The organism is Ensifer sp. M14 (assembly GCF_003355565.1).
Classification (GTDB): Bacteria; Pseudomonadota; Alphaproteobacteria; order Rhizobiales; family Rhizobiaceae; genus Ensifer.
This window is the reverse complement of the sequence record NZ_QJNR01000008.1, coordinates 87,532-105,736: the sequence shown is the minus strand read 5'-3', so window position 1 is coordinate 105,736 and position 18,205 is coordinate 87,532. Positions and strand designations below refer to the sequence as shown.

19 protein-coding genes and 1 pseudogene are annotated in these 18,205 nt (G+C 59.7%); 7 read left to right on the top strand and 13 right to left on the bottom strand.

The window, feature by feature from the left end:
• Positions 1 to 127 precede the first annotated feature (127 nt).
• The 3 genes from BLJAPNOD_RS26090 to BLJAPNOD_RS26080 all read left to right on the top strand — a co-directional run bounded on the left by BLJAPNOD_RS26090 (position 128) and on the right by BLJAPNOD_RS26080 (position 2,565).
• Positions 128 to 1,465: a HipA domain-containing protein gene (locus tag BLJAPNOD_RS26090; RefSeq protein ID WP_115421992.1), complete on the top strand. Its 1,338-nt coding sequence runs from the start codon at positions 128 to 130 to the stop codon at positions 1,463 to 1,465.
• A 3-nt stretch (positions 1,466 to 1,468) separates the two neighbouring features.
• Positions 1,469 to 1,756: a helix-turn-helix transcriptional regulator gene (locus BLJAPNOD_RS26085; protein ID WP_115421991.1), complete on the top strand. Its 288-nt coding sequence runs from the start codon at positions 1,469 to 1,471 to the stop codon at positions 1,754 to 1,756.
• Between the two features lie 476 nt (positions 1,757 to 2,232).
• Positions 2,233 to 2,565 carry a WGR domain-containing protein gene (locus BLJAPNOD_RS26080; RefSeq protein ID WP_115421990.1) on the top strand — a complete coding sequence of 111 codons (333 nt, stop codon included), beginning with the start codon at positions 2,233 to 2,235 and terminating at the stop codon, positions 2,563 to 2,565.
• Positions 2,566 to 2,648: 83 nt separating this feature from the next.
• On the opposite strand, the gene BLJAPNOD_RS26075 is transcribed toward BLJAPNOD_RS26080, so the two are convergent.
• From BLJAPNOD_RS26075 to traA, 8 genes are all read right to left on the bottom strand, one after another.
• Positions 2,649 to 3,044: a type II toxin-antitoxin system HigA family antitoxin gene (locus BLJAPNOD_RS26075; RefSeq protein WP_115421989.1), complete on the bottom strand. Its 396-nt coding sequence runs from the start codon at positions 3,042 to 3,044 to the stop codon at positions 2,649 to 2,651.
• Positions 3,044 to 3,340, bottom strand: a complete 297-nt coding sequence (locus BLJAPNOD_RS26070) for a type II toxin-antitoxin system HigB family toxin (RefSeq protein ID WP_115421988.1) — start codon at positions 3,338 to 3,340, stop codon at positions 3,044 to 3,046. The genes BLJAPNOD_RS26075 and BLJAPNOD_RS26070 overlap by 1 nt, the downstream gene beginning before the upstream one ends.
• A 607-nt stretch (positions 3,341 to 3,947) precedes the next feature.
• A complete protein-coding gene (locus tag BLJAPNOD_RS26065) occupies positions 3,948 to 4,139 on the bottom strand; it encodes a hypothetical protein (RefSeq protein ID WP_115421987.1) in 192 nt (63 codons plus the stop codon).
• 495 nt (positions 4,140 to 4,634) lie between these two features.
• Positions 4,635 to 5,387, bottom strand: coding sequence for an SOS response-associated peptidase (locus BLJAPNOD_RS26060; protein ID WP_115421986.1), 753 nt, complete (start codon positions 5,385 to 5,387; stop codon positions 4,635 to 4,637).
• A gap of 15 nt (positions 5,388 to 5,402) precedes the next feature.
• Positions 5,403 to 5,726, bottom strand: a complete 324-nt coding sequence (locus BLJAPNOD_RS26055; RefSeq protein ID WP_147294587.1) for a hypothetical protein — start codon at positions 5,724 to 5,726, stop codon at positions 5,403 to 5,405.
• Positions 5,727 to 5,730: 4 nt separating this feature from the next.
• Positions 5,731 to 5,976, bottom strand: coding sequence for a hypothetical protein (locus BLJAPNOD_RS26050; RefSeq protein WP_115421984.1), 246 nt, complete (start codon positions 5,974 to 5,976; stop codon positions 5,731 to 5,733).
• A 77-nt stretch (positions 5,977 to 6,053) separates the two neighbouring features.
• The gene (locus BLJAPNOD_RS35695; protein ID WP_173238095.1) at positions 6,054 to 6,227 is read right to left on the bottom strand and encodes a hypothetical protein; all 174 of its coding nucleotides are present in this window, start codon (positions 6,225 to 6,227) and stop codon (positions 6,054 to 6,056) included.
• 478 nt (positions 6,228 to 6,705) lie between these two features.
• A complete protein-coding gene (gene traA / locus BLJAPNOD_RS26045) occupies positions 6,706 to 10,020 on the bottom strand; it encodes a Ti-type conjugative transfer relaxase TraA (RefSeq protein ID WP_115421983.1) in 3,315 nt (1,104 codons plus the stop codon).
• 191 nt (positions 10,021 to 10,211) lie between these two features.
• On the opposite strand from traA, the gene BLJAPNOD_RS26040 reads away from it, so the two are divergent.
• From BLJAPNOD_RS26040 to BLJAPNOD_RS26030, 3 genes are read left to right on the top strand one after another with little or no spacing between them, the layout of a single operon-like run.
• Positions 10,212 to 11,003: an NYN domain-containing protein gene (locus BLJAPNOD_RS26040; protein ID WP_115421982.1), complete on the top strand. Its 792-nt coding sequence runs from the start codon at positions 10,212 to 10,214 to the stop codon at positions 11,001 to 11,003.
• 10 nt (positions 11,004 to 11,013) lie between these two features.
• Positions 11,014 to 11,307, top strand: a complete 294-nt coding sequence (locus BLJAPNOD_RS26035) for a mobilization protein (RefSeq protein ID WP_115422087.1) — start codon at positions 11,014 to 11,016, stop codon at positions 11,305 to 11,307.
• Between the two features lie 42 nt (positions 11,308 to 11,349).
• On the top strand, positions 11,350 to 13,017 hold the full coding sequence (locus BLJAPNOD_RS26030; RefSeq protein WP_115421981.1) for a type IV secretory system conjugative DNA transfer family protein: 1,668 nt from the start codon (positions 11,350 to 11,352) through the stop codon (positions 13,015 to 13,017).
• Positions 13,018 to 13,152: 135 nt separating this feature from the next.
• Here the strand turns inward: BLJAPNOD_RS26030 and BLJAPNOD_RS26025 are convergent, their stop codons facing one another.
• Positions 13,153 to 14,064 (bottom strand): nucleotidyltransferase and HEPN domain-containing protein, encoded by a 912-nt coding sequence (locus BLJAPNOD_RS26025; RefSeq protein WP_115421980.1) that lies wholly within the window; start codon positions 14,062 to 14,064, stop codon positions 13,153 to 13,155.
• 534 nt (positions 14,065 to 14,598) lie between these two features.
• Positions 14,599 to 15,525 carry a zincin-like metallopeptidase domain-containing protein gene (locus BLJAPNOD_RS26020; protein WP_115421979.1) on the bottom strand — a complete coding sequence of 309 codons (927 nt, stop codon included), beginning with the start codon at positions 15,523 to 15,525 and terminating at the stop codon, positions 14,599 to 14,601.
• Between the two features lie 474 nt (positions 15,526 to 15,999).
• Between BLJAPNOD_RS26020 and BLJAPNOD_RS26015 the strand changes: the two are divergent.
• Positions 16,000 to 16,146, top strand: a pseudogene (locus BLJAPNOD_RS26015) (cold shock domain-containing protein); the annotation flags it as partial.
• A gap of 97 nt (positions 16,147 to 16,243) precedes the next feature.
• Here BLJAPNOD_RS26015 and BLJAPNOD_RS26010 read toward each other — a convergent pair.
• From BLJAPNOD_RS26010 to BLJAPNOD_RS26000, 3 genes are all read right to left on the bottom strand, one after another.
• Complete coding sequence (locus BLJAPNOD_RS26010; RefSeq protein ID WP_115421977.1) at positions 16,244 to 16,786, bottom strand: hypothetical protein; 543 nt, start codon at positions 16,784 to 16,786, stop codon at positions 16,244 to 16,246.
• 32 nt (positions 16,787 to 16,818) lie between these two features.
• The gene (locus BLJAPNOD_RS26005) at positions 16,819 to 17,337 is read right to left on the bottom strand and encodes a hypothetical protein (RefSeq protein WP_115421976.1); all 519 of its coding nucleotides are present in this window, start codon (positions 17,335 to 17,337) and stop codon (positions 16,819 to 16,821) included.
• A gap of 120 nt (positions 17,338 to 17,457) precedes the next feature.
• Positions 17,458 to 17,880: a SyrB-like regulator gene (locus tag BLJAPNOD_RS26000; protein ID WP_115421975.1), complete on the bottom strand. Its 423-nt coding sequence runs from the start codon at positions 17,878 to 17,880 to the stop codon at positions 17,458 to 17,460.
• Between the last annotated feature and the right edge of the window lie 325 nt (positions 17,881 to 18,205).

The following is an 18,205-nucleotide window of genomic DNA, read 5'->3' as shown; positions in this document are numbered from 1 at the left end:
GTCTCCCTTTAAATCAGACGCATGAGTTCCATAATAAACATTATCCCGCAAACCATCTTTATTGACCCACACAATGGGTTGATTGCTTCGCGTTTTGTCTATAAATGATCCTCAAAGGGGTCGTTTAATGAGATTGACGCTGGAAATCCACTTCGAAGGCAAATGGCACGAGGCCGCGACAGTTGCCCTCCAGGATGATGAGGCCGGCTACCAGGGCAGCTCTGTAGTCGACTACGACCTTGATTACTTCATTGCCACAGCAGCACGGGATTTCGCGGTCGGAAGTGCCGTCGGGGATCATCGTGCGCTTTCAGTTCGCTTTCCCGTCGACCTTGAAAACCGACACGGCAGCCGCTGGCCGCCTTTCCTTCTCGACCTTATGCCACAGGGGCATGCGAGACGGAAACTTGCTGAACATCTTGGTCTGAACGAAGCGGCTCGCTCATCGGACTATTCGCTGCTCGTGAGGGCAGCGACTGGAGGAATAGGCAACATACGCATAAAGGAGGCGGCCGAGGCGGAATCGCAGCGCCTGCGCGGATTGCAGCGCCAGGGCGTCACAGAAAGGGACATTCTCGAGCGTTCCGACCGTTTCATGGAGGTGGCGGATCGCTTTGCAATGCTCGCCTCGGGCTCAAGTGGGTTGCAGGGCGAATGGCCAAAAGTGTCCATGACCCAAGCGGCAGACGGTCTTTACTATGCCGACAGCATCGTGAATGACGAGGAGGCCGTTCGACACGTCATCGTCAAGCTCGTTCGCAGCAATGAGCCTGTTGATCGCACGATACTTGAGGGCGAAGCTCTCTATTCCCGATTGGCGTTGGAACTTGGTTTGGACGTTAAGGAACCGTCTCTTTACGCTGACGGCGTGCTGATCATTCCAAGGTTCGACCGACAGAAGGGCGCGAACGGAGAAACGATCCGCCTTGGGCAGGAGAGCCTCGTTTCGGCTGTCGGCGTTGCGGACTTCGGCCATATCGGCACGCATGAAGCCTATATAGACATTCTCAAGGCGTATTCGGCCGACCCACTTGCAGATGTGACCGAATATCTGAAGCGCGACATCGTCAACCTGGCGCTCGGCAATCCTGACAATCACGGCCGAAATTCCGCGCTTAGCAAGTATCCGGACGGGACGATCCGGCTTTCTCCACTTTTTGATTTCGCCCCGATGCGTTTGGCAAGGGAGGGCATTTTGCGCTCTACCCGATGGGCATCGATGCGCGATGCCGGCCGCGACCACCTTCCGGACTGGCGCCAGATCTGCGCGGATGTTTGGCCCGAACCAGACGGTCAGGCGAGCATCGGCAGCCAATTGCAGTCGCTTTCGGACCGCCTGAGGCAGATCCCCCAATACGCCAGGGACTTGGGCGCGACGGATCCAATTGTCGATCGAGCCATGATGAGATGCGGTGAGATCGCCGACGGCGTTCAATCGTCGTTCGCCGGCTCGTCGGGAGCCTGACCAATGGCGCGCTGGAAAAAACCGACAAAGGAGCAGATCCTGGCGATGCGTCAGGATTTGGCTGAGCGCGCCCGGCACGGTTCCCTGCGAATCCCGGAAGCCGTGATCGATATCCGCAAGAGCATCGGCCTTTCGCAACAGGAGTTCGCCAGGACACTAGGGCTAACCCGCAGGCAAATCGCCGAAATTGAGGCGGGCACGGCGAACCCGACTTTGGAAACTTTGGAAAAAATCGGAAGACTGTTTGGTTTCACGGTGGGGTTTGTACCCAAACCCGGGACTAGGCCCTGAGGCCCTTCTCCAGCTGAACGCTCGGGCGGGGGCAGTTGGTCCCGCTCCCTTCGGGCCACGATGTTGAAGCTCCTGCGGCGGCCCTGCTTCCGCCCCTCCGCGTGACGCGAATTCCCGCTTTCCTGCGTTTTACGCGGCGCTCTCTAATCGGCGTGTCGAGGTCAAGCGCTTTTTGAGCCCTTCCTTGGAAGCAACGAGATGACATCGTCGTCCGCAGTCGGCCCAAAGTTCGGCCGACTGGCAATCATCGAGCGTGAAAGCCGGTCGGAACGGGGGTGCCGTCAGCGCCAGCAGCGAACCTAAGTGTCGCATTTCTAACTGTCTGGCGCCGCTGAATCCCTAATCAGCTTGCCAATTAGTTGATTTTATTGACTCATTTCTTGCGGCGCAGCGCATAGAAGTTCACATGACTGAATGTCTGCCGTGCCCGTCGGCAACTTCGACCCGGCCTATGAAATCAGACTCGCATCAACAACGTGAATCGATTGGCCGCAACCGATTCAAAACTCTCGTTGGACGCCGAATCTCCGGCACGCAATGCTGTGTCCATGACCCAGCATTGCTCCAGCCTGTACCTACAACGAATAGACCCAAGCCGAAACATGGCGCGCTATTATGCGCTTTCGATAGAGCGAAACCTTTTTGGCGAAATTTGCCTCATTCGGGCTTGGGGACGTGTCGGCACCCACGGCAAGGAACTGAACCACCATTTCCCATCCGAGGCTGAGGCAGCGGCGCTTCTTCGCGCAATCGCCCGCCAGAAGAACGCGAAGGGCTATGTAGCCAAGGCAACCGTGCAAAATCGATGACGTGTGGTGACTAATGCCGCGTCATTCGAAGCGTCGACTTGGCTTAACTCGCATACGCGGAACGAGACTTTGAAGTCGCCTTGTCAGGCGACCTCTCGTTCGCGGCCAACAAGATGATACGGTTCCACAAGGTAGTCTGACGGAATATTCCACGCCTTATGAAGCCGGTGGATCATCTCCACGGTCAGAGCGCGCCTTTTATTCAGAACCTCAGAGGCCCGGGAGCGCGAACCTAAAATCACGGCAAGATCGGCCTGCGTGCGGCCGAACATTTCCATGTGCGCCTTGATGAACTCAACGGGTTCAGGTGCCTCTATCGGGTAGTGCGCGTCTTCATATGCCTCGATGAGGGCCGACAGAACGTCGAAGCGGTCAGCCTCCTCTGTCCCGAGTTCCGGCTGGTTCTCGAAATATGCCGAGACCTCTGCAATAGCCCATGCAAGGTCATCATCATTCCTGATGGCTCGAATGTTGTCCATTACACCGTCTCCGGGTTGATCTCATCGTACTCTTTGTGGGTGCCAACAAACTTGATCAGCACCCGCTTATATGGATAGGCAACGTGGACGATCAGGCGATACTTGTTGCCGGAAATGTCGAATATGATGCGATTATCGCTGACAAAATCGATGTTGGCACCGAACATCGTCTTCACATCCGCCGGCCCCGTCCACGCGGCGCTGCTCACCATTGCGTACCAGGTCTTCAGGGGTACTTCCGCTTGGGGATGCCTTCCCCAGAAGGCTCTTAACGTGGACTTCGCTATGATTTGCATGCGTCATGTGTATTCCCATATTGGGAACAAGTCTACAAATTTGTCAACACGCAACCCCCTTCGTGACGATGCACGCGGCGGGTTGCTACCGCCCGCAGGACCGGTCCAAGCGGCGGTATCGGCAGTGGGCCTGGCAACCGATTTTGGTTTTCGGCCCTGCGAGACAGCACTCAACCCTGAAAATTTGCGCAGTAGCCACTCGAATCGGACCGCAGACACAAAAAACCGCGGTTCGCACTTAACGCACCCAAAATCCAGACAGACTGGCCGGGACCTGTGCTTTGTGGCGGCAACCTTTTCCGCGGTACTCTCGCCACACGGATTTTGGGAACGTTAGGATGTCTCGTGAAGAGTGGCTTGCAATGTTGATGGAATGGGTGAAACGCGCAGCGTCTCTCCTGCGCCTGGTTCCGCCTGCGTCCGTGAAAACACAGCGCTTCGAAATACGCGGCGCGACGGCAAGCGATGTCGTGCGGATCTTGCGAGAGTTAAGGCAGCACGACGACCAACTTCCTCAAGGCGAACCTTTAAGCCACCAACAACCTGACATCGCCGATGCGGAAGATATTGCAAAGGGTCGGGGGCGGTCAATTTCAGCGCGTTTGATTCATGCGCCCCCGAGACGGCCACCGCCGGTCTTCGAAGCGAGGTACATGACCGAAGCGACGATCTGTAGGATCAATCCAATGCCCCAGATAACCAAACCAATATCTGCCATCAAATTCACGCCGAGGAGCGCGCCGACGATCATTAGGACCCAGCCTAGTGCGATCTGAATACGTGCATTCCTAAGAGACATCTGCTCACTCCTGCTCAAAGCATCCAATGGCAACGATGCTTGCAACCCCCCCGGCGATTGCACCGATTAGTCCGACGAATTCTGGCCCTAAATCAGCCATCCCCATGCCCGCACCAAAACCAGTCAGATAGCCGAGGATCGCTCCGGTTAGCAGACCCAGACAGCACGCCCATGTTGGCCTGAAAGGCAAGGAATCCTCCCATCAAATTTGCTTCTTAGGATAGTGTAGCGCAGGGGACGATGGATTTCATGGCCACAAAATTGAGTAGCTGCGTCTACGACGTTAAGCGATGGAAGCTGATGGGCAATCGGGGCGCGCCCCGGAAGACCGGCGGCCGCAGCACCTGGAGAGGATTCAAACGGCACTATGGGGAGTATTGCTCCGGTACTGACAAGTGTCGCCGTCGATGACGGATGCGCGGCCGACGATCGGCTCTTGTGCGGCCGCGCCGTGACACCAAGCCAGCATTATCGCGACGTAAGCGGCGGCTCGGTTCACAACAATAACGCCTCTTGAGCGGCCTCAGGCTTTGCCGGTGCCTCAACCAGTTGCAGCACGCCATCGGCAAGTGGCCGCTGCAGGGAGCGGGCTTCTTCCCACGGGGTGCTAAGCCAAGCTTCCACTTCATCCTTGGACGTGAGGAGAACCGGCATTGCCTTGGGGTGTATTGGCTCGACAATGCTGTTGGGCTGCGTGGTCAGAAATGCGAAGAGATCGATCGTCGTCAGGCCTTCCTTGACCTTCCGAACACTGGTCCAGTCCTTCACCCAGATGCCGGCAAAGAACATAAGTGGCTCGTCCGCGGTGCTTGCGAACCAGGCGTTTGGCGTGTGGCCGCCTTCGACTTTGCTCGCTGGGTCTGGCTCCGCGAAGCGGGTCACCGGTACGACGCATCGGTTCTCCACTCCAAGCCAACGCTTCCAGTGCTTGCTTGAAGTGTTTCTTACGTTGGTGGTGCCGCCGTCTGGCTCCATTTTCAGGAGTTCGTCAAAGTCGACCTCCTTGCCCTTGGCGCGAAGCTTATCCGCGCGCTTCGTGGCTGCGTCCAATTGCGCCTTACTCGACGAAGGCATGCCCCAGCGCACCATTGCGAGTTCACGCCGTTCCTCGTTGTTGCGAATGATCGGCGCGAAGCGGTCCGGGTAGACGTCGATGGACGGCTCCAGGTTGCCGATCAGATCGTGTGTCACCGAAACGAAATCACGGATAGCCTGCTGGTTTGTGGTCAAGTTGTAGAGGTTGCACATCGCTCTTGCTCACCTTCAATAGACATCGTCTTTCCAGACTGGCTTGCGAACTGTTTTGATATTCACCAGTTTTCGGATGCGGAGCTTTCCAGTGTCGGCGGGCCATGGCAACTCGAAAACTGCACACAAGTAGTGTTTGTGGTTGCATTTCTCGCACCGGAAATGCCGTGCGATTTCATCGATGGGCACGTCACCGCATAGCAGCAGCAAGTCGCGACAGCGGTAGCGATGAGTGATCCGGCAGTACATGCAGTCGATCCTGACGATCTGGCGCGTTCCCTCGGCCTTGGACAGGGTATGCATGCGCTGGCTTCGGGTTAGTCCATTCTGTTCCGGCATGGTGTCAACCTGAAGCGTTTGCGCTTCCGCTTGCTTCGGTCGGCTCTCTGCACGGCCGCCACCCACGGGTAAACCCCAAGCTCATTGAGATCTCGGCCAACGCGAGTTGTTCGCGCAGATGTCGGCAGTCGGCGAGCAAGGTCCGGATCGTGGCTTCGGCGTCGCCATCGTGCCAGGTCAGGGCTGCGGCGTACTCATCGTGGGTCTGATCTGTATCGTCGATCGGAACGGTTTGCTGGGCGGCGGGCATAGTCTCTCCTCGTCCGGGGTGCCTGCCCGGAGCTTCAATTTGCTGGGTTTAGATTGGCGGCCGCATCGCCAGTGGATTTAGGATTTCTTGGCCGGCGGCCATTCGATCCTGTGTTCGGAGCAATACCAATTGGGCGCTGCGCTGCCGTGGGCGAAGCCGAAACCGCCCCATGCTTTGCAGCCTGGATCCTCGCACAAATGCACGAACGGGCCGCTTCCCGTCTTCTTGATCGCACCGGTTTCGTCGCTCATGCTGTAGGCCTCCCCAATGCGTCCGTTCTATAAATGTTCTCATTGAGGCTAGGAGTCAACGACCAGATTTGGGGAAGGCTAATGAAGCTTTTACGCCCGGATGATTGCGCCGGCAGCTTCCTCAAACATGCGACGCTCGGCGTCGAGCGCAAACCAATGGTTACGCACCCGAGGCGCGCCCAGCATGTTCAAGGTAGGGGAACATGATACATGAGCTACGCCTCGCGGCGACACGCTCGCAGTCCGAACAGTATCACCAAGCTACACCTGTCCCCGGACAGTCTGAGGGTTTGGCTAGCTGGCCTTCGTCAATCCCGCGACCTTCCTAAGGTCGTCGTTCAGTCGACTTTGCCAGCCCTTGCCGCAGTTGCGCATGAGTGTAAAGCTAGGCGAGGCGTCTGACCGAACATACGGAGAGCCCGCGCGAAGCGATGCTATCCTGATCCCGAACAGACTGAAACAATTCGAAGTCACGCCGTCACATCCTCAGTCCCAATCCCTTTTTCAGCCCGCGAGTGAGTTCGTACTCGCGGGTTAACTCCGCCCGCTGCGCCCGATCGGTGATGCGGGCAATATCCTTGATGCGATCAAGTTTCGTGGAGAGCTCCGGCCCAAGCCGCACGGTTTGCTTCTTCCAGTCGCGCGGATCGGCGCTGCCAAACCGCTGCTCGAGCGCTTGGGCGATGTTCCTTGCCTCCTCGAGCGCCTGCTTTCCCTCAGATGTGCCAGATAGCTGCTCGAGGAATTTCGGCTTCTCGGCATGGGAAAGTCCGTCGAGCTGCTTCAGGATGGCCTCACTTCGGGGTGTGAGCCCCGGAACCTCGACCACATCCCGCTTCTCGCGGTTCCACTTTTCTGACTGGCACTCGGCCTCAAGCCGGCGCTCCCAGGTTTGACTGGCCGACGCGACGTGATGGCCGAGCGCCTTGGCGTAATGACACGCGGCCTTGCGCTCCTTGTTGTCACCTAAAAGCCCGGTCTTGCCGCGCAGCTCCCCGAACTGCTCCGGACGCTCGGCGACCGATTTCGCCAAAGCCTGACCGTCTGCGCCCTTGCCCACAATGGCCGCCCCGAGCTTCACGGCAACACCGTCCGGATCGGCATAGACATTGCGCCCAAGGGACCGTACCGCCTCCATCGCCCGCTCGAAATCCGGCCTGGCATTCTCCCGGGCAACGTCCTCGACGCTGCGGGAATATATCGTCAGCGCCGGCACAAGCGGTTCAACTTCTTCGACCGCCCTCTCCGCACCCTGCCCGCTTCGCTGCCCCTCGTCGATGGCTGGAGACTGAGGGGCGGCCTGATGAGCACGCTCCTCGCCATAACCGGAGCGAAGTGCCAGCCGCTCGTCCGCCCGACCAGGCGAAAGAGTGACAGTGATCTCGCTTTGAACGCCGAACTCTTCCGCCAACCCTCGCCGCGCCGCAAATGTGCTGGTGTAGTCGAGCGTCGTTTCCTTGGCCCCCGATCGGCTCATGCTGGCGCTGAGTGCCTTCATGTCCTTCAGCTCATCACGACCGGCATAGAGCTGCACTTGATCGCGGTGACGCGTCATCGCCACATAGGTCAGATGCCGGTCCATGGTACCGGACGCCATGACGAAGGCGCGATCGACCGTCGCGCCTTGAGACTTATGGATGGTGGTCGCATAGCCGTGATCAAAGGATTGGTAACTGTTGACGGGTATGGACACCGCACGGGCGTTGTTCTGCCCGCTGCCGTCGAGACGTATCTGTAGTGCGTCCGCCTCGACGGCGATGACGGTACCGAGCATACCGTTCTTCACCCCGAGATCGCGGTTGTTTTCGAGAAGCACGATCCTGTCACCTGGGGCGAAAGCACGCTTGCCGTCATTGGTCTGATAGACCACTTCACGAGCCAGCGCGCCCTGCTCATCGTCACCACGCGCCAGCCGCCCACGCGCTTGGAGCGACACCCGGACATCGGCATTGATAGCCCGAACGTCGACGCGCCGATGCGCCAATGCAATCCGTGAGCCGGACCAGCGTTCTTCCAAATCGGAAATGTAGTCGCGAACCAAAACGGCTCGCGCCTCATCGCGGTTGTCGGAGAATTGAACCGCGCCGCGATCGGCATAGATCGCCAACCCCTCGCCGGTCCGATGGGTGGCAAATGCTATCGATGCCTCGCGCTGCCGGCCGTCGTTCTGCCTGCGGATTTCTGAAAGCTCCACCGCGCCGACGCGCTCGGCAATCGCGCGGAACGGAGACCCTGCCCCAATCGCCTGCAGCTGTTCGTGATCGCCGACAAGCACGAGTTTGGCGCCCCGCGCCTCTGCCTCGATCACGAACTTCGCAAGCTGCCGACTTGCGACCATGCCAGCCTCGTCGATGACGAGAACATCGCCCTTGCCAAGCTGCCCCCTGCCCGCCTGCCAGCCATACTCCCAGGACGCCAACGTGCGCGACGCAATGCCGGAGGCTTCCTCCAGACCCTCTGCCGCCTTGCCGGCAAGTGCCGCGCCATGAACACGGTAACCCTGCCTTGCCCAGGCATCGCGTGCTGCGGCAAGCATGGTGGATTTACCGGCGCCGGCAAAGCCAATCACCGCCACGATCTGCTCCGACCCGGTGATGTGCTCAACGGCGACACGCTGCTCCTCACTCAAACCGGAACGCGCGATTGCCCGTTCCCGATCGGTGAGCAGCATTTCGCCACGCTCAACTTTTCCGGAGAGCGAAGCAGCCAGCCTGGATCTGATCGCATCGTCCTGGACGCGTAGTGCCTGATCGACGTGCTGGCGATCGACGCCGTGGCGCAATGACTGGCTCATGCGTTCAGCGCTCGCCGCCATGCTGCGCTCGATCTCAATCATCTCCCGCGTCGAATAGCGCGCCAGTTCCCTCTCGGTCTCCGGCTTCAACTCGACCAATGCCGGCGATGCCATGACGGCCGCAAAGGCATTGCGAAACCCATCCACATCGTCGATGTAACGATGCAGAGCGCGGGCGATGTCGTGGCGATCGAACACACTCTTCTCGCCGGTAATAATCGACAGAACCTGCTCCGGTTGTCTGCGGATCAACTCGGCATTGGATCGCGCCGCCTTCCAGTCAAGCCGTTCACGCGAAACGTCCAGCCCACGCCGGTCCATCTGAGAGGCATGCACACCCATATGCTCGGTCGGCTCAATCTCGAGCCCGCGCTCCAGGTGCGAACGATGATCGACCCGAACATCCAGTCCGAGCCGTGCCAGATGCCGGTTTGTGTGGTGCTCCCACAGTTGCCGGATATCGCGAAGCTGCATATGCGAGGTCGGCTGGTCGTGGTTCAACAGCCATTTGTTCTCGCGCTCGATCAGCGTCTTTTCGCCAAGCCCCTGCTCGCTCACCACCCGCGTCGTCATCACCACATGCGCGTGGAAATTCCGGATGTCGCTTTCACCCTGTGGCTGGTGAATGGAGAAGTCCACCGCGGCGCCATAACGGTTTGCCAGATCCTGCGCGAAGTCGCGTGTCAGCGCCAGGCGATTGCCAGCACTTATCTCATGCGGAAGTGCGATCTCGAACTCGCGGGCGACCCGCGCATCCTTCCGGTTCTCGGCTTTCTCGACGGCATTCCACAGCGTCGAGCGATCCAATGCCCAGGACGCCTCGACGCCATCGGGAAGAACGATCTCGGAGTGCTCGACACCTCGCTTCTGCGTGAAGTCATGCACGACGCCATCGCGCTCGTTGACGATCTTCGTCGCGGTGCGATAGGCGATGGCGGCAACCGCGCTGCGGCCACCGCTTCTAGCGATCGGCTTCATGCTGCAATGGTAGATGGCCAAGCGACACCCTCCAAAGTCGCACAACCATACCAAGCGCTGAGTTGTGCAGCAACTCGTAAGTGCGCCCTTCAAGACTTCGTTCGCTACGCTCCCTACGTTCGGGATAACGCAAGACGCACGCTCCCCATGCCAATTCAGGGTTGCGCAAATCGTCGTAGTGCTTAAGCTCGATGCAACCGGTGGAGGGCCAAATGGCAACAGACAATTCCGCAACACTGGCATTGCTGATCGACGGCGACAACGCTTCGCCAAAGATTGTCGTCGGCCTCATGGCCGAGATCGCCAACTACGGGATCGCCAGCGTCAAGCGTATCTACGGCGATTGGACCGGCCCCAACCTCAAGGGCTGGAAAGAATGTTTGCTCGAACATTCCATTCAGCCCATTCAGCAGTTCGCCTATACGACCGGAAAGAACGCAACCGACGGCGCGATGATCATCGATGCCATGGACCTGCTTTATACTGGCCGGTTCTCCGGCTTCTGCATCGTCTCCAGTGACAGCGACTTCGCGCGGCTTGCTGCCCGCATCCGTGAGCAAGGTGTCACGGTCTATGGCTTCGGTGAGCGCAAGACCCCTCGCCCGTTCATTACCGCTTGCGACAAGTTCGTCTATTTCGATGTGCTCAGTGCACCGGTCGAAGAGATCGAAGAAGCCGCGGTTGCCGACCGCCAGAAACCGACGGAAGTCAAACTTGCCGCTGCGAAGCCCGTGCCGCGAAAGACGGGTCTCGATAAGGTGGCACGGGCGATGCTGACGAAGGCGGTCATCGCGACGGCCGACGAAGACGGACGAGCCAATCTGTCTCAAGTGGGCGGGCACCTGGCCAAGCAAGCGCCCGACTTCGATGCCCGCAACTACGGCTTTCCAAGGCTGAGCGATCTCGTCAAAGCCTCGGGTCTCGTCGATGTCGAGCGGGCCGCCGATAACCCCAAGGCAATCCTGGTTCGTCTCAAAAAGACGTCGGCGGACACTCTGAAATAGAGGGATGAAGATGGCGCGCAAGTCGATCGAACAGCGCATCGCCGAACTGGAAGCGCGCAAGAAGACGTTGCAGGCGCGCCTCGGAAAACAGGAACGTGTTCAAGACACGCGTCGCAAGATCCTCATCGGCGCACTCGTGCTGCATCGATTGGAGCATTCCAAAGACCTGGTGTTCACCCGAAGCTTGCGGGAATGGCTTCGTCAGGAATTGCCCGGCTTCCTCGTTCGCGACGCCGACAAGGCGCTGTTCGACGACGTGCTCGGTCAGCCTGAGGCGACCGAAAGCGGCGGGAGGGCGGAATGAACACTGCCGCGCCGGGATTGCGCAAGAGATCGAGCTAGCGTGATGGACCGAATACGTCTCACCTGGATTGCCCTGAAAAACCTGATGCGGATTGCAGCACGAGAACCGGTTTGGACAATTGTAACGCTGATCCGACTGCCGTTGCGCGCCCTCATGCCAGCAGCGAGTGCAACCGTCATCCTGTTCGGGGTCGTCGTCCTTGTTGGACAGGGCGGCACCTTCGCCTTGAAACAGATCGGCTTTGTACAAGGCAGTATCCCGATCATCGCGCTGAACTTGTTCTTGCTGTTGCTGCTGATGTTCATCCTGTTCTGGCTTGTCAGCAATCGACTGATCGAACGCTTCGGCAGTCTTGCCGACGACGACACCCACGGTTCGGCGCGCTTCGCTACCGCCAGGGAGGTCGCACCCCTCGCTCGGACCAGCTCCGGCGTGTTGATCGGCCGCGATCTGAAGACGAGAAAGCTTCTGCGCTATGATGGTCCGGCGCATCTGCTCACAATGGCGCCGACCAGGTCGGGCAAAGGGGTCGGCACAATCATCCCCAATCTGATCGCCTGCGATCGCTCCGTCATCTGTATTGATCCGAAGGGTGAGAATGCAAGGATCGCCAGCCGGGCGCGAGCGCGATTTGGCCCGGTTCATGTCCTCGATCCTTTCGCCGTCAGCGGCGAGCCGTCGGCTGCCTTCAACCCGCTCGACATGCTCGATGCCGCCGGCCTCGACCTGGCGGAAGACGCGAGCAGCTTGGCCGACGCGCTCGTCGTCGACGAGCCGGGCATGGCGGCAGAGGCGCATTGGAACGAAGAAGCCAAAGCGCTGATCGCTGGACTGATCCTTCATGTCGTCACGGCGGAGGCTCCCGAGCGGCGAACGCTGACCACGCTTCGAGAAAGGCTGACGTTGGCGCCGGATGTCTTCCTGGCACTGCTCAAGAACATGCAATCGTCAGACGCCGCGGCTGGGCTCGTCGCCCGGGCCGCCAACCGTCATCTCGCCAAGGCGGATCGGGAAGCCGCCGGCGTGCTCTCGGCCGCGCAACGCCACACCCATTTCCTTGACAGCCCGCGCATGACAGCCGTCCTCAATCGATCAGAGTTTCGCTTCGCCGACCTGAAGCACCACAACGCAACCGTGTTTCTGGTCCTGCCACCCGATCGGCTGTCGACCTACTCGCGCTGGTTACGCCTGCTGGTGACGCAGAGCTTGGCTGACATAGCGCGTGATGCCGCCAAACCCGACCTGCCGGTACTGTATCTGCTCGACGAGTTCGCCGCGCTCGGATATCTCGCCCCGGTCGAACGCGCCATGGGCCTGATGACCGACTACGGCGTCCAACTTTGGCCGATCCTGCAGGACGTTCATCAGCTGCGCGCAATCTATGGCAAGCGCGCGGGCACCTTTCTTTCCAACGCCGGTCTTCTCCAGGTGTTCGGGGTCAACGATCCCGAAAGCGCTCGTCTGGTTTCCGATCTGCTCGGGCAGGAAACCGTCCTGTTCCAGACGATGAGCCGTGCGCTCGATGCGGAAAAGTCCGGGCTCAGCTTCAGTGAGCAACGCGCAGCCCGCGCCCTGCTCACGCCTGACGAGGTCCGCAATATGCCCGCGCGCGCGCAGCTGTTGTTCGTTTCGGGCAAGCGCCCGATCATGGCAGGCAAGCTTGTCTTTTACAGCGACAAGGAATTCGCCGGCCAGTTCGATCCGGGGTGATCTTGAGGGCGCCAGGCGGAGGCAACGCAGCAAAGTTGATGTGGCACACCTCCCCGTCCCGCCCACCGCAAGGTATGATGTTGTCGACGGGATCAAAACACCGACCCGCCGGACCAGTCCACAATGAGAAAAAGCTCAGGTGGCGCCGGCTGCCTTAGCCAACTCCGCCAGCCGCTCCTGGCAGATGGTTTCGACGAGGCGGTGCAGGTGCTCGGTCCGGTCGAGAAGCCAGCCCAGCGCCTCCTCCGTGATCTCGAAGTGCTTTGCGTAGCGCGCCTTCACATAGGCCTCGTTCAGGGTGTTGTACCAGGCAATAAAGCGGTGCTGGTCGCGCGGCCAAGCCTCGACGAGCCGCTGATCCTGGCCTTCTGCAAGCCCGCGAAGGAATTTGAGGTTGTGCGACGGCGGGCTGTAGCTGGTCAGCGTCAGGAGCACGCAGGAATACGCGGTCTCCACCGATTGGTGCAGATTGAAGGCGGCGTGGTTGAACTTGCCATCTTTAATCGAGTAGCGCGCCAACTGTCGAAAGTACTCAGCGCTCGAAAGCTGCCTGTCAGAATGTTCCTTTGCGATTCGGAGGACGTCGGCTGGAGAAAGCCGTTTCGGTTGCGCCAGCGGCTGGTCGTCAAGCTCATAAAGCACGATACCTTCGCGCAGGATGTCGACGAAGAAATACTGCCCCTCGGTGAGGAACGTGTTGACCTCACGCCGTCCATGGACGATCAGCCCGACCGGCGTCGACACGACCTTGTCCCACATCAACCGATCGGTCGCCTTGTCCCAATATTCCGGCTCAGCAAGTTTGCGAGTGTTGACGATGACAAGGATATCATAGTCGGAACGGTATCCTTTCATCGTGTGCGGTTCGTCCACCCATGTTCCACGGGCATACGAACCGAACAGAATGATCTTCAGGATCCGACCGCGCTTCTTGAAAGGGGCGGTCCCGCCCTCGAGCGCATCGGCAAACTCCTCGTGGATGATCTCCACGAGGCGGGCAAGCTCGCGCTGCTTTTTCTCCGGCAGGTGATCCAGGCTCGTTTTCATATACAACCGATAGGATAAAGGCGACTCGTCGTCTACCACAGGGAACAAGAAAGGTGCCGCGTCTGCGATCCGCGCCGTTTGATCCGGCCGACCGCGTGACTGTGGAGCGTGCCACTTGTCCCAAAGATGATGAGCGTACCAGGCGGCGACAGCAACGCTGCCAAGCCCGTTCGCGCGCGACTTGACCGGTTAAAAGCCTCGTCTCGGAGGATTAGCATCGCGACGGCCATAGGCCGGGATCCGGGAAGCCTGGGCCCGGCAAGCCGCTTCGTTTCGCCGTGAGGCTCATGTCTGTGTCCGTCGCACCGCAGTCGCGGTGTATCGGCTCGCGGCCCAGCTGCGGGCCGCATTTTTTTCGGGATGCCGAACTTGGTCGCCTCCCTCATTTGGGGGATGGCACCGACGGCGACGGAAGAATAGAGACTGGCACACGGTGGCAGCCGTGGGGATATTCGGTGCAACGATACGAGGCGGCGCACTCGAATATCCCTCGGCCACTCAGCCGCTTAAACGACCGCACGGTTGTCCACGTCTTCATTCGTCCACGTCTTCATTCGAAACTTTGCCAGCCATCGGCTGCAGGCCGTGCAGAAAGGTGACGGCTCGTTCGGCATGGGCTGCCATCTGGAACACAAGTCGCCTGTCGTTTTTCAATTTCGTCAGCCATGAGGCGATGTAGGCGGCGTGGTCGTCGCGCGGTTCGATCGCAAGGCCGAGATCGGCGGCGAGGAACACACTGCCGAGTTCGGCAACCAGCTCCTCCTTGGCATATCCTTCATCACCCCACCTTTCGCGGCCGAGATTGCGATCGAGCCGGGTGGGGCTCATGGTCCAATGGATCGCCTCGTGCCCGAGGGTGGTCGCGTGGCTTTCAGCCGACACGAACGCTTCGAAACGCGGCATCTGGATGAAATCTCCGACGGGGTGGTAGTACGCCTTACTGCCGCCATGGCGAATGTCGGCGCCGAGATTGGCGAAAAACCGATCGGCCAACTCGATCCGCTCCTTGCCGCTCTCCGGCAACGCGGACGGTATTGCATGATAGTGTTCGGGCAGGCCGTCAATCTGATCGGCATTGAACACGCTGTATCCCTTCATGAACGGGATGCGTCGCTCGATCTCCTCGCCGGCGTCGTCGGTCTCCTTTCGCTCGATGGCATTGGCGTAGACGACAAGGGTCGACGTCTCACCCTTGCGCACTTGTGCGCCGAGTTCCGACGCCTGCCTATAAGTCATCCAATAGGGCGAAGAGTATCCCTGCTCCGCAGCCGTCATCCAGAGAAGCACAGTGTTGATGCCGCGATAGGCCACGCCGTTGTGCCGAAGCGGACGGACCGGCGTCCCTCCCCCGCCCCACGGTTGCATCCACGGCCGTGTGCCTGCCTCCAACTGCTCGACGATGCGGTTGGTGATGCGTTCGTAAACGTCGCTGGTCGTGATCGCTGTTGCGGTCTTTGCCATTGCCTTGCCCTTTCCCTGATCTCGCGAAGCGGGAGCCGTTCGCTCCTGCTTTCGAGCTCGTGCGGAACAGCGGGGGATTGGGGTGCAAGCGATCCGCGCGGGGAACCGGCTGCACGAAGCGCAACGTCAGTGGGGTGGAGGAAGCTGGGCGGCGGGCGCTTGGAAGGGGCGAAGGGGGCAGCGCCCCCCAGCCCCTCGCCTTATGTAAGAATGGGGCGCAAGTCGCGCCGACAAGCCACCCTCTGACGGTCCCGGGGCAATATCTCGCTAGAGAACCCGGCATGACACCGAGAGCAGATGAACGGTTCAGGTGGGTTCAAAGCCAAGCACGAAATCGATGACCTTGGATGAAGACATTTCGCAGTTCTTCAGGATGGCGTTCGCGCCAGTGAGCGCATAGAGGTTGAAGGATGCGACCGAAGCAGTTCTCGACGGCCGTGATCACGAGGTCCTGCACGTCTTCGCTCTTGATGCCCTGAGAACGGTGGAACGGACGTGTTTGTCCATGTGTCCGCGGTTGAAGACGGCAGTCCGCTTCGAGACGGCCAAAAGGTCAGCTACGACATTGGCCAGGACCGTAAGACAGGAAAATCACGAGCCGAAAACGTCAGGTCAGCCTGAGTTGCCAACTGTACAACAGTGACACCGACGAAAGTCGCGAGCTGTGGTTCAACGAAGGACTCGCTGGCCTTCGAAGCGAAGGTCAGCAAACCACAATTCAGTTTGTTTCGAACCGTTCAAGCATTTTTTGGAGCAGGGTGTTTTCCTGCCGAAGCCGTTGCGCGAGCAGCCCTTTCAGACGGCGGTTCTCTTCCTCGAGCGCGGCAAGGTCGTCAATTGTTTCGGGAGTAACGATAACCGTCCGGCTGCCAATAGGTCGACCCCGGCGCGCTGAGCCCTGGCGCCTCAGCTTCGTTTTTTGTGGGATAGCCTTGGGGCGATCCACTTCCAAGGGTAGGATCGGAGCAGAACCGGAAAAAACATCAACGCTACCAGCGCCGCCTTCTGACGGGTCCGCCAGATCTGCGATTGGGGCAGCAGCCTCGATTACGGCGCCCTCGTTTGGCAAAACGTCAGCAGTGGTCTCTGGAGAAGGCAGGTCCATGCGCTGAGCCGGTTCGAACAGATGCGGTGCTTCTGTCTCCGCCGCGCGCACGAGGGCTTTGAGGTCCGTGTCTCCCCAAATTGAAGACTGGTTGGTAGTCGACCGCCGGCGAGCCGATTTGACTTCGACGATAAACGTTCGCTGTTGCGGTTTCATGCGGCTCCAACGTTTAAAGGTGGGATATCAGTTTACGGCGTGTCATACCGCCCAAGCATTTTTTTGAGCTGCGTATTCTGCAACCGCAACTTTTGTGCAAGCCGGCGTCTTAGTTGCCTGACGTCCTCGTCCAGTGCGGTCATCTCATCGACGAAGGTCATCGGCGGCTGTGGGGCACCAGAGGTGCCATCTCCATACTCGACGACCTCGGCCACTGCAACATCGCCAGCTCTCGTTTTCCGGCTGCGCCTCGGCCTTTTCGTCGGCGGAGGCTGTGGCGGTCCGGCGGGTTCCGGAAGCACCACCTGAGCGTCGGCAGGTGACCGGTCAACTGTTGCAGCGAGCGTCCCGTCACCTTCGTCAACCGCAGCAACTTCGGTGTCGATGTTCGGAGCGTCGAGACTGCTTGCCTCCTCTTTTGGGGACTCCACAATCCGGTCAGCAACCTCTCGTGCCGGGACCGCGGTCTCGATTTCAGGAGGATTTTCCGGCGCCTTGACCGTTCGTCCCAAGGACGCCAGCTGGACCAGATATTTCCATGGTGCTTTCATAGTGCGCCGCCAACCCGATCAATGGCACCGGCATCCTCGGCAGCAGGCCTCAAAGGAACTCCAGCCAGAATGCGATGACAAGGGCCAATCAGGCTATCCGATCGGCCCTCTATCAATTGATCAGGCAAGGCCCAACCGCTTGCGCAGGTCGGCGTTCTCGACCCGCAGTTTTTCGGCCAGCGCCTTGCGCAGCCGCGCGTTCTCTTCTTCGAGCTGGCGAAGATCTGCAATGTCGTCGAGGACTGGAGCTGGAGCCGTCATCGACGTCGGCTGCTTTGCCCCACGGGTTTCGCCGGCGCCCTTGGCGACCTTCTTTGCCCTGGTCTCGCGAACGGCCGGCCCCTCTAGCGAGAGCTTACCGTCTACAGACTTGTCTGCACGCTTCCTGCGTCCCCTCACCGGCTGGGCAGCAACGGCCTCCGGTGCTTCAGCAGTCGCGTCCGCAACGACATTCTTGGGTCGCGGCCCCCGACGCTTCTTGGGCGGCGCGACTTCCGCCGGCGGCGCGGTCTCCACGATTTCGGTATTGCTCTCGTCTGCCATGAGTTGTTTCCCTCTCGAACCGATCATCTTTTTCCATTGGGCGGTAAGCAGAGTCAACGCATCGCGACATCTTCTATGCGTTGGCGCATTACACGGTTGCCGGTCAATGCGGGAACCGAAGGCGGAACAGGCTCCGGCCGCGGGGTTCACGCTGCAACGTTCGTGGTCGAGTTTTTCTGCGGCAGCGTACCGGAATCGAGGAAACAGACCTTCTATCCGCTGAGTTATGCGCTTAGCGTACATGAGCAGTTTCTGTTGGACTGCATCTCCCCGCGCCCAGTGAGCCATATGGGTGCGATACTCGCCCCGCCTACCGGCGGGGCTT

Coding starts and splice junctions, on each gene's coding strand:
- BLJAPNOD_RS26090 (WP_115421992.1), top strand. CDS start 128: ATGAGATTGACGCTGGAAATCCACTTCGAAGGCAAATGGCACGAGGCC.
- BLJAPNOD_RS26085 (WP_115421991.1), top strand. CDS start 1,469: ATGGCGCGCTGGAAAAAACCGACAAAGGAGCAGATCCTGGCGATGCGT.
- BLJAPNOD_RS26075 (WP_115421989.1), bottom strand. CDS start 3,044: ATGGACAACATTCGAGCCATCAGGAATGATGATGACCTTGCATGGGCT.
- BLJAPNOD_RS26070 (WP_115421988.1), bottom strand. CDS start 3,340: ATGCAAATCATAGCGAAGTCCACGTTAAGAGCCTTCTGGGGAAGGCAT.
- BLJAPNOD_RS26065 (WP_115421987.1), bottom strand. CDS start 4,139: ATGTCTCTTAGGAATGCACGTATTCAGATCGCACTAGGCTGGGTCCTA.
- BLJAPNOD_RS26060 (WP_115421986.1), bottom strand. CDS start 5,387: ATGTGCAACCTCTACAACTTGACCACAAACCAGCAGGCTATCCGTGAT.
- BLJAPNOD_RS26055 (WP_147294587.1), bottom strand. CDS start 5,726: ATGCCGGAACAGAATGGACTAACCCGAAGCCAGCGCATGCATACCCTG.
- BLJAPNOD_RS26050 (WP_115421984.1), bottom strand. CDS start 5,976: ATGCCCGCCGCCCAGCAAACCGTTCCGATCGACGATACAGATCAGACC.
- BLJAPNOD_RS35695 (WP_173238095.1), bottom strand. CDS start 6,227: ATGAGCGACGAAACCGGTGCGATCAAGAAGACGGGAAGCGGCCCGTTC.
- BLJAPNOD_RS26040 (WP_115421982.1), top strand. CDS start 10,212: ATGGCAACAGACAATTCCGCAACACTGGCATTGCTGATCGACGGCGAC.
- BLJAPNOD_RS26035 (WP_115422087.1), top strand. CDS start 11,014: ATGGCGCGCAAGTCGATCGAACAGCGCATCGCCGAACTGGAAGCGCGC.
- BLJAPNOD_RS26030 (WP_115421981.1), top strand. CDS start 11,350: ATGGACCGAATACGTCTCACCTGGATTGCCCTGAAAAACCTGATGCGG.
- BLJAPNOD_RS26025 (WP_115421980.1), bottom strand. CDS start 14,064: ATGAAAACGAGCCTGGATCACCTGCCGGAGAAAAAGCAGCGCGAGCTT.
- BLJAPNOD_RS26020 (WP_115421979.1), bottom strand. CDS start 15,525: ATGGCAAAGACCGCAACAGCGATCACGACCAGCGACGTTTACGAACGC.
- BLJAPNOD_RS26010 (WP_115421977.1), bottom strand. CDS start 16,786: ATGAAACCGCAACAGCGAACGTTTATCGTCGAAGTCAAATCGGCTCGC.
- BLJAPNOD_RS26005 (WP_115421976.1), bottom strand. CDS start 17,337: ATGAAAGCACCATGGAAATATCTGGTCCAGCTGGCGTCCTTGGGACGA.
- BLJAPNOD_RS26000 (WP_115421975.1), bottom strand. CDS start 17,880: ATGGCAGACGAGAGCAATACCGAAATCGTGGAGACCGCGCCGCCGGCG.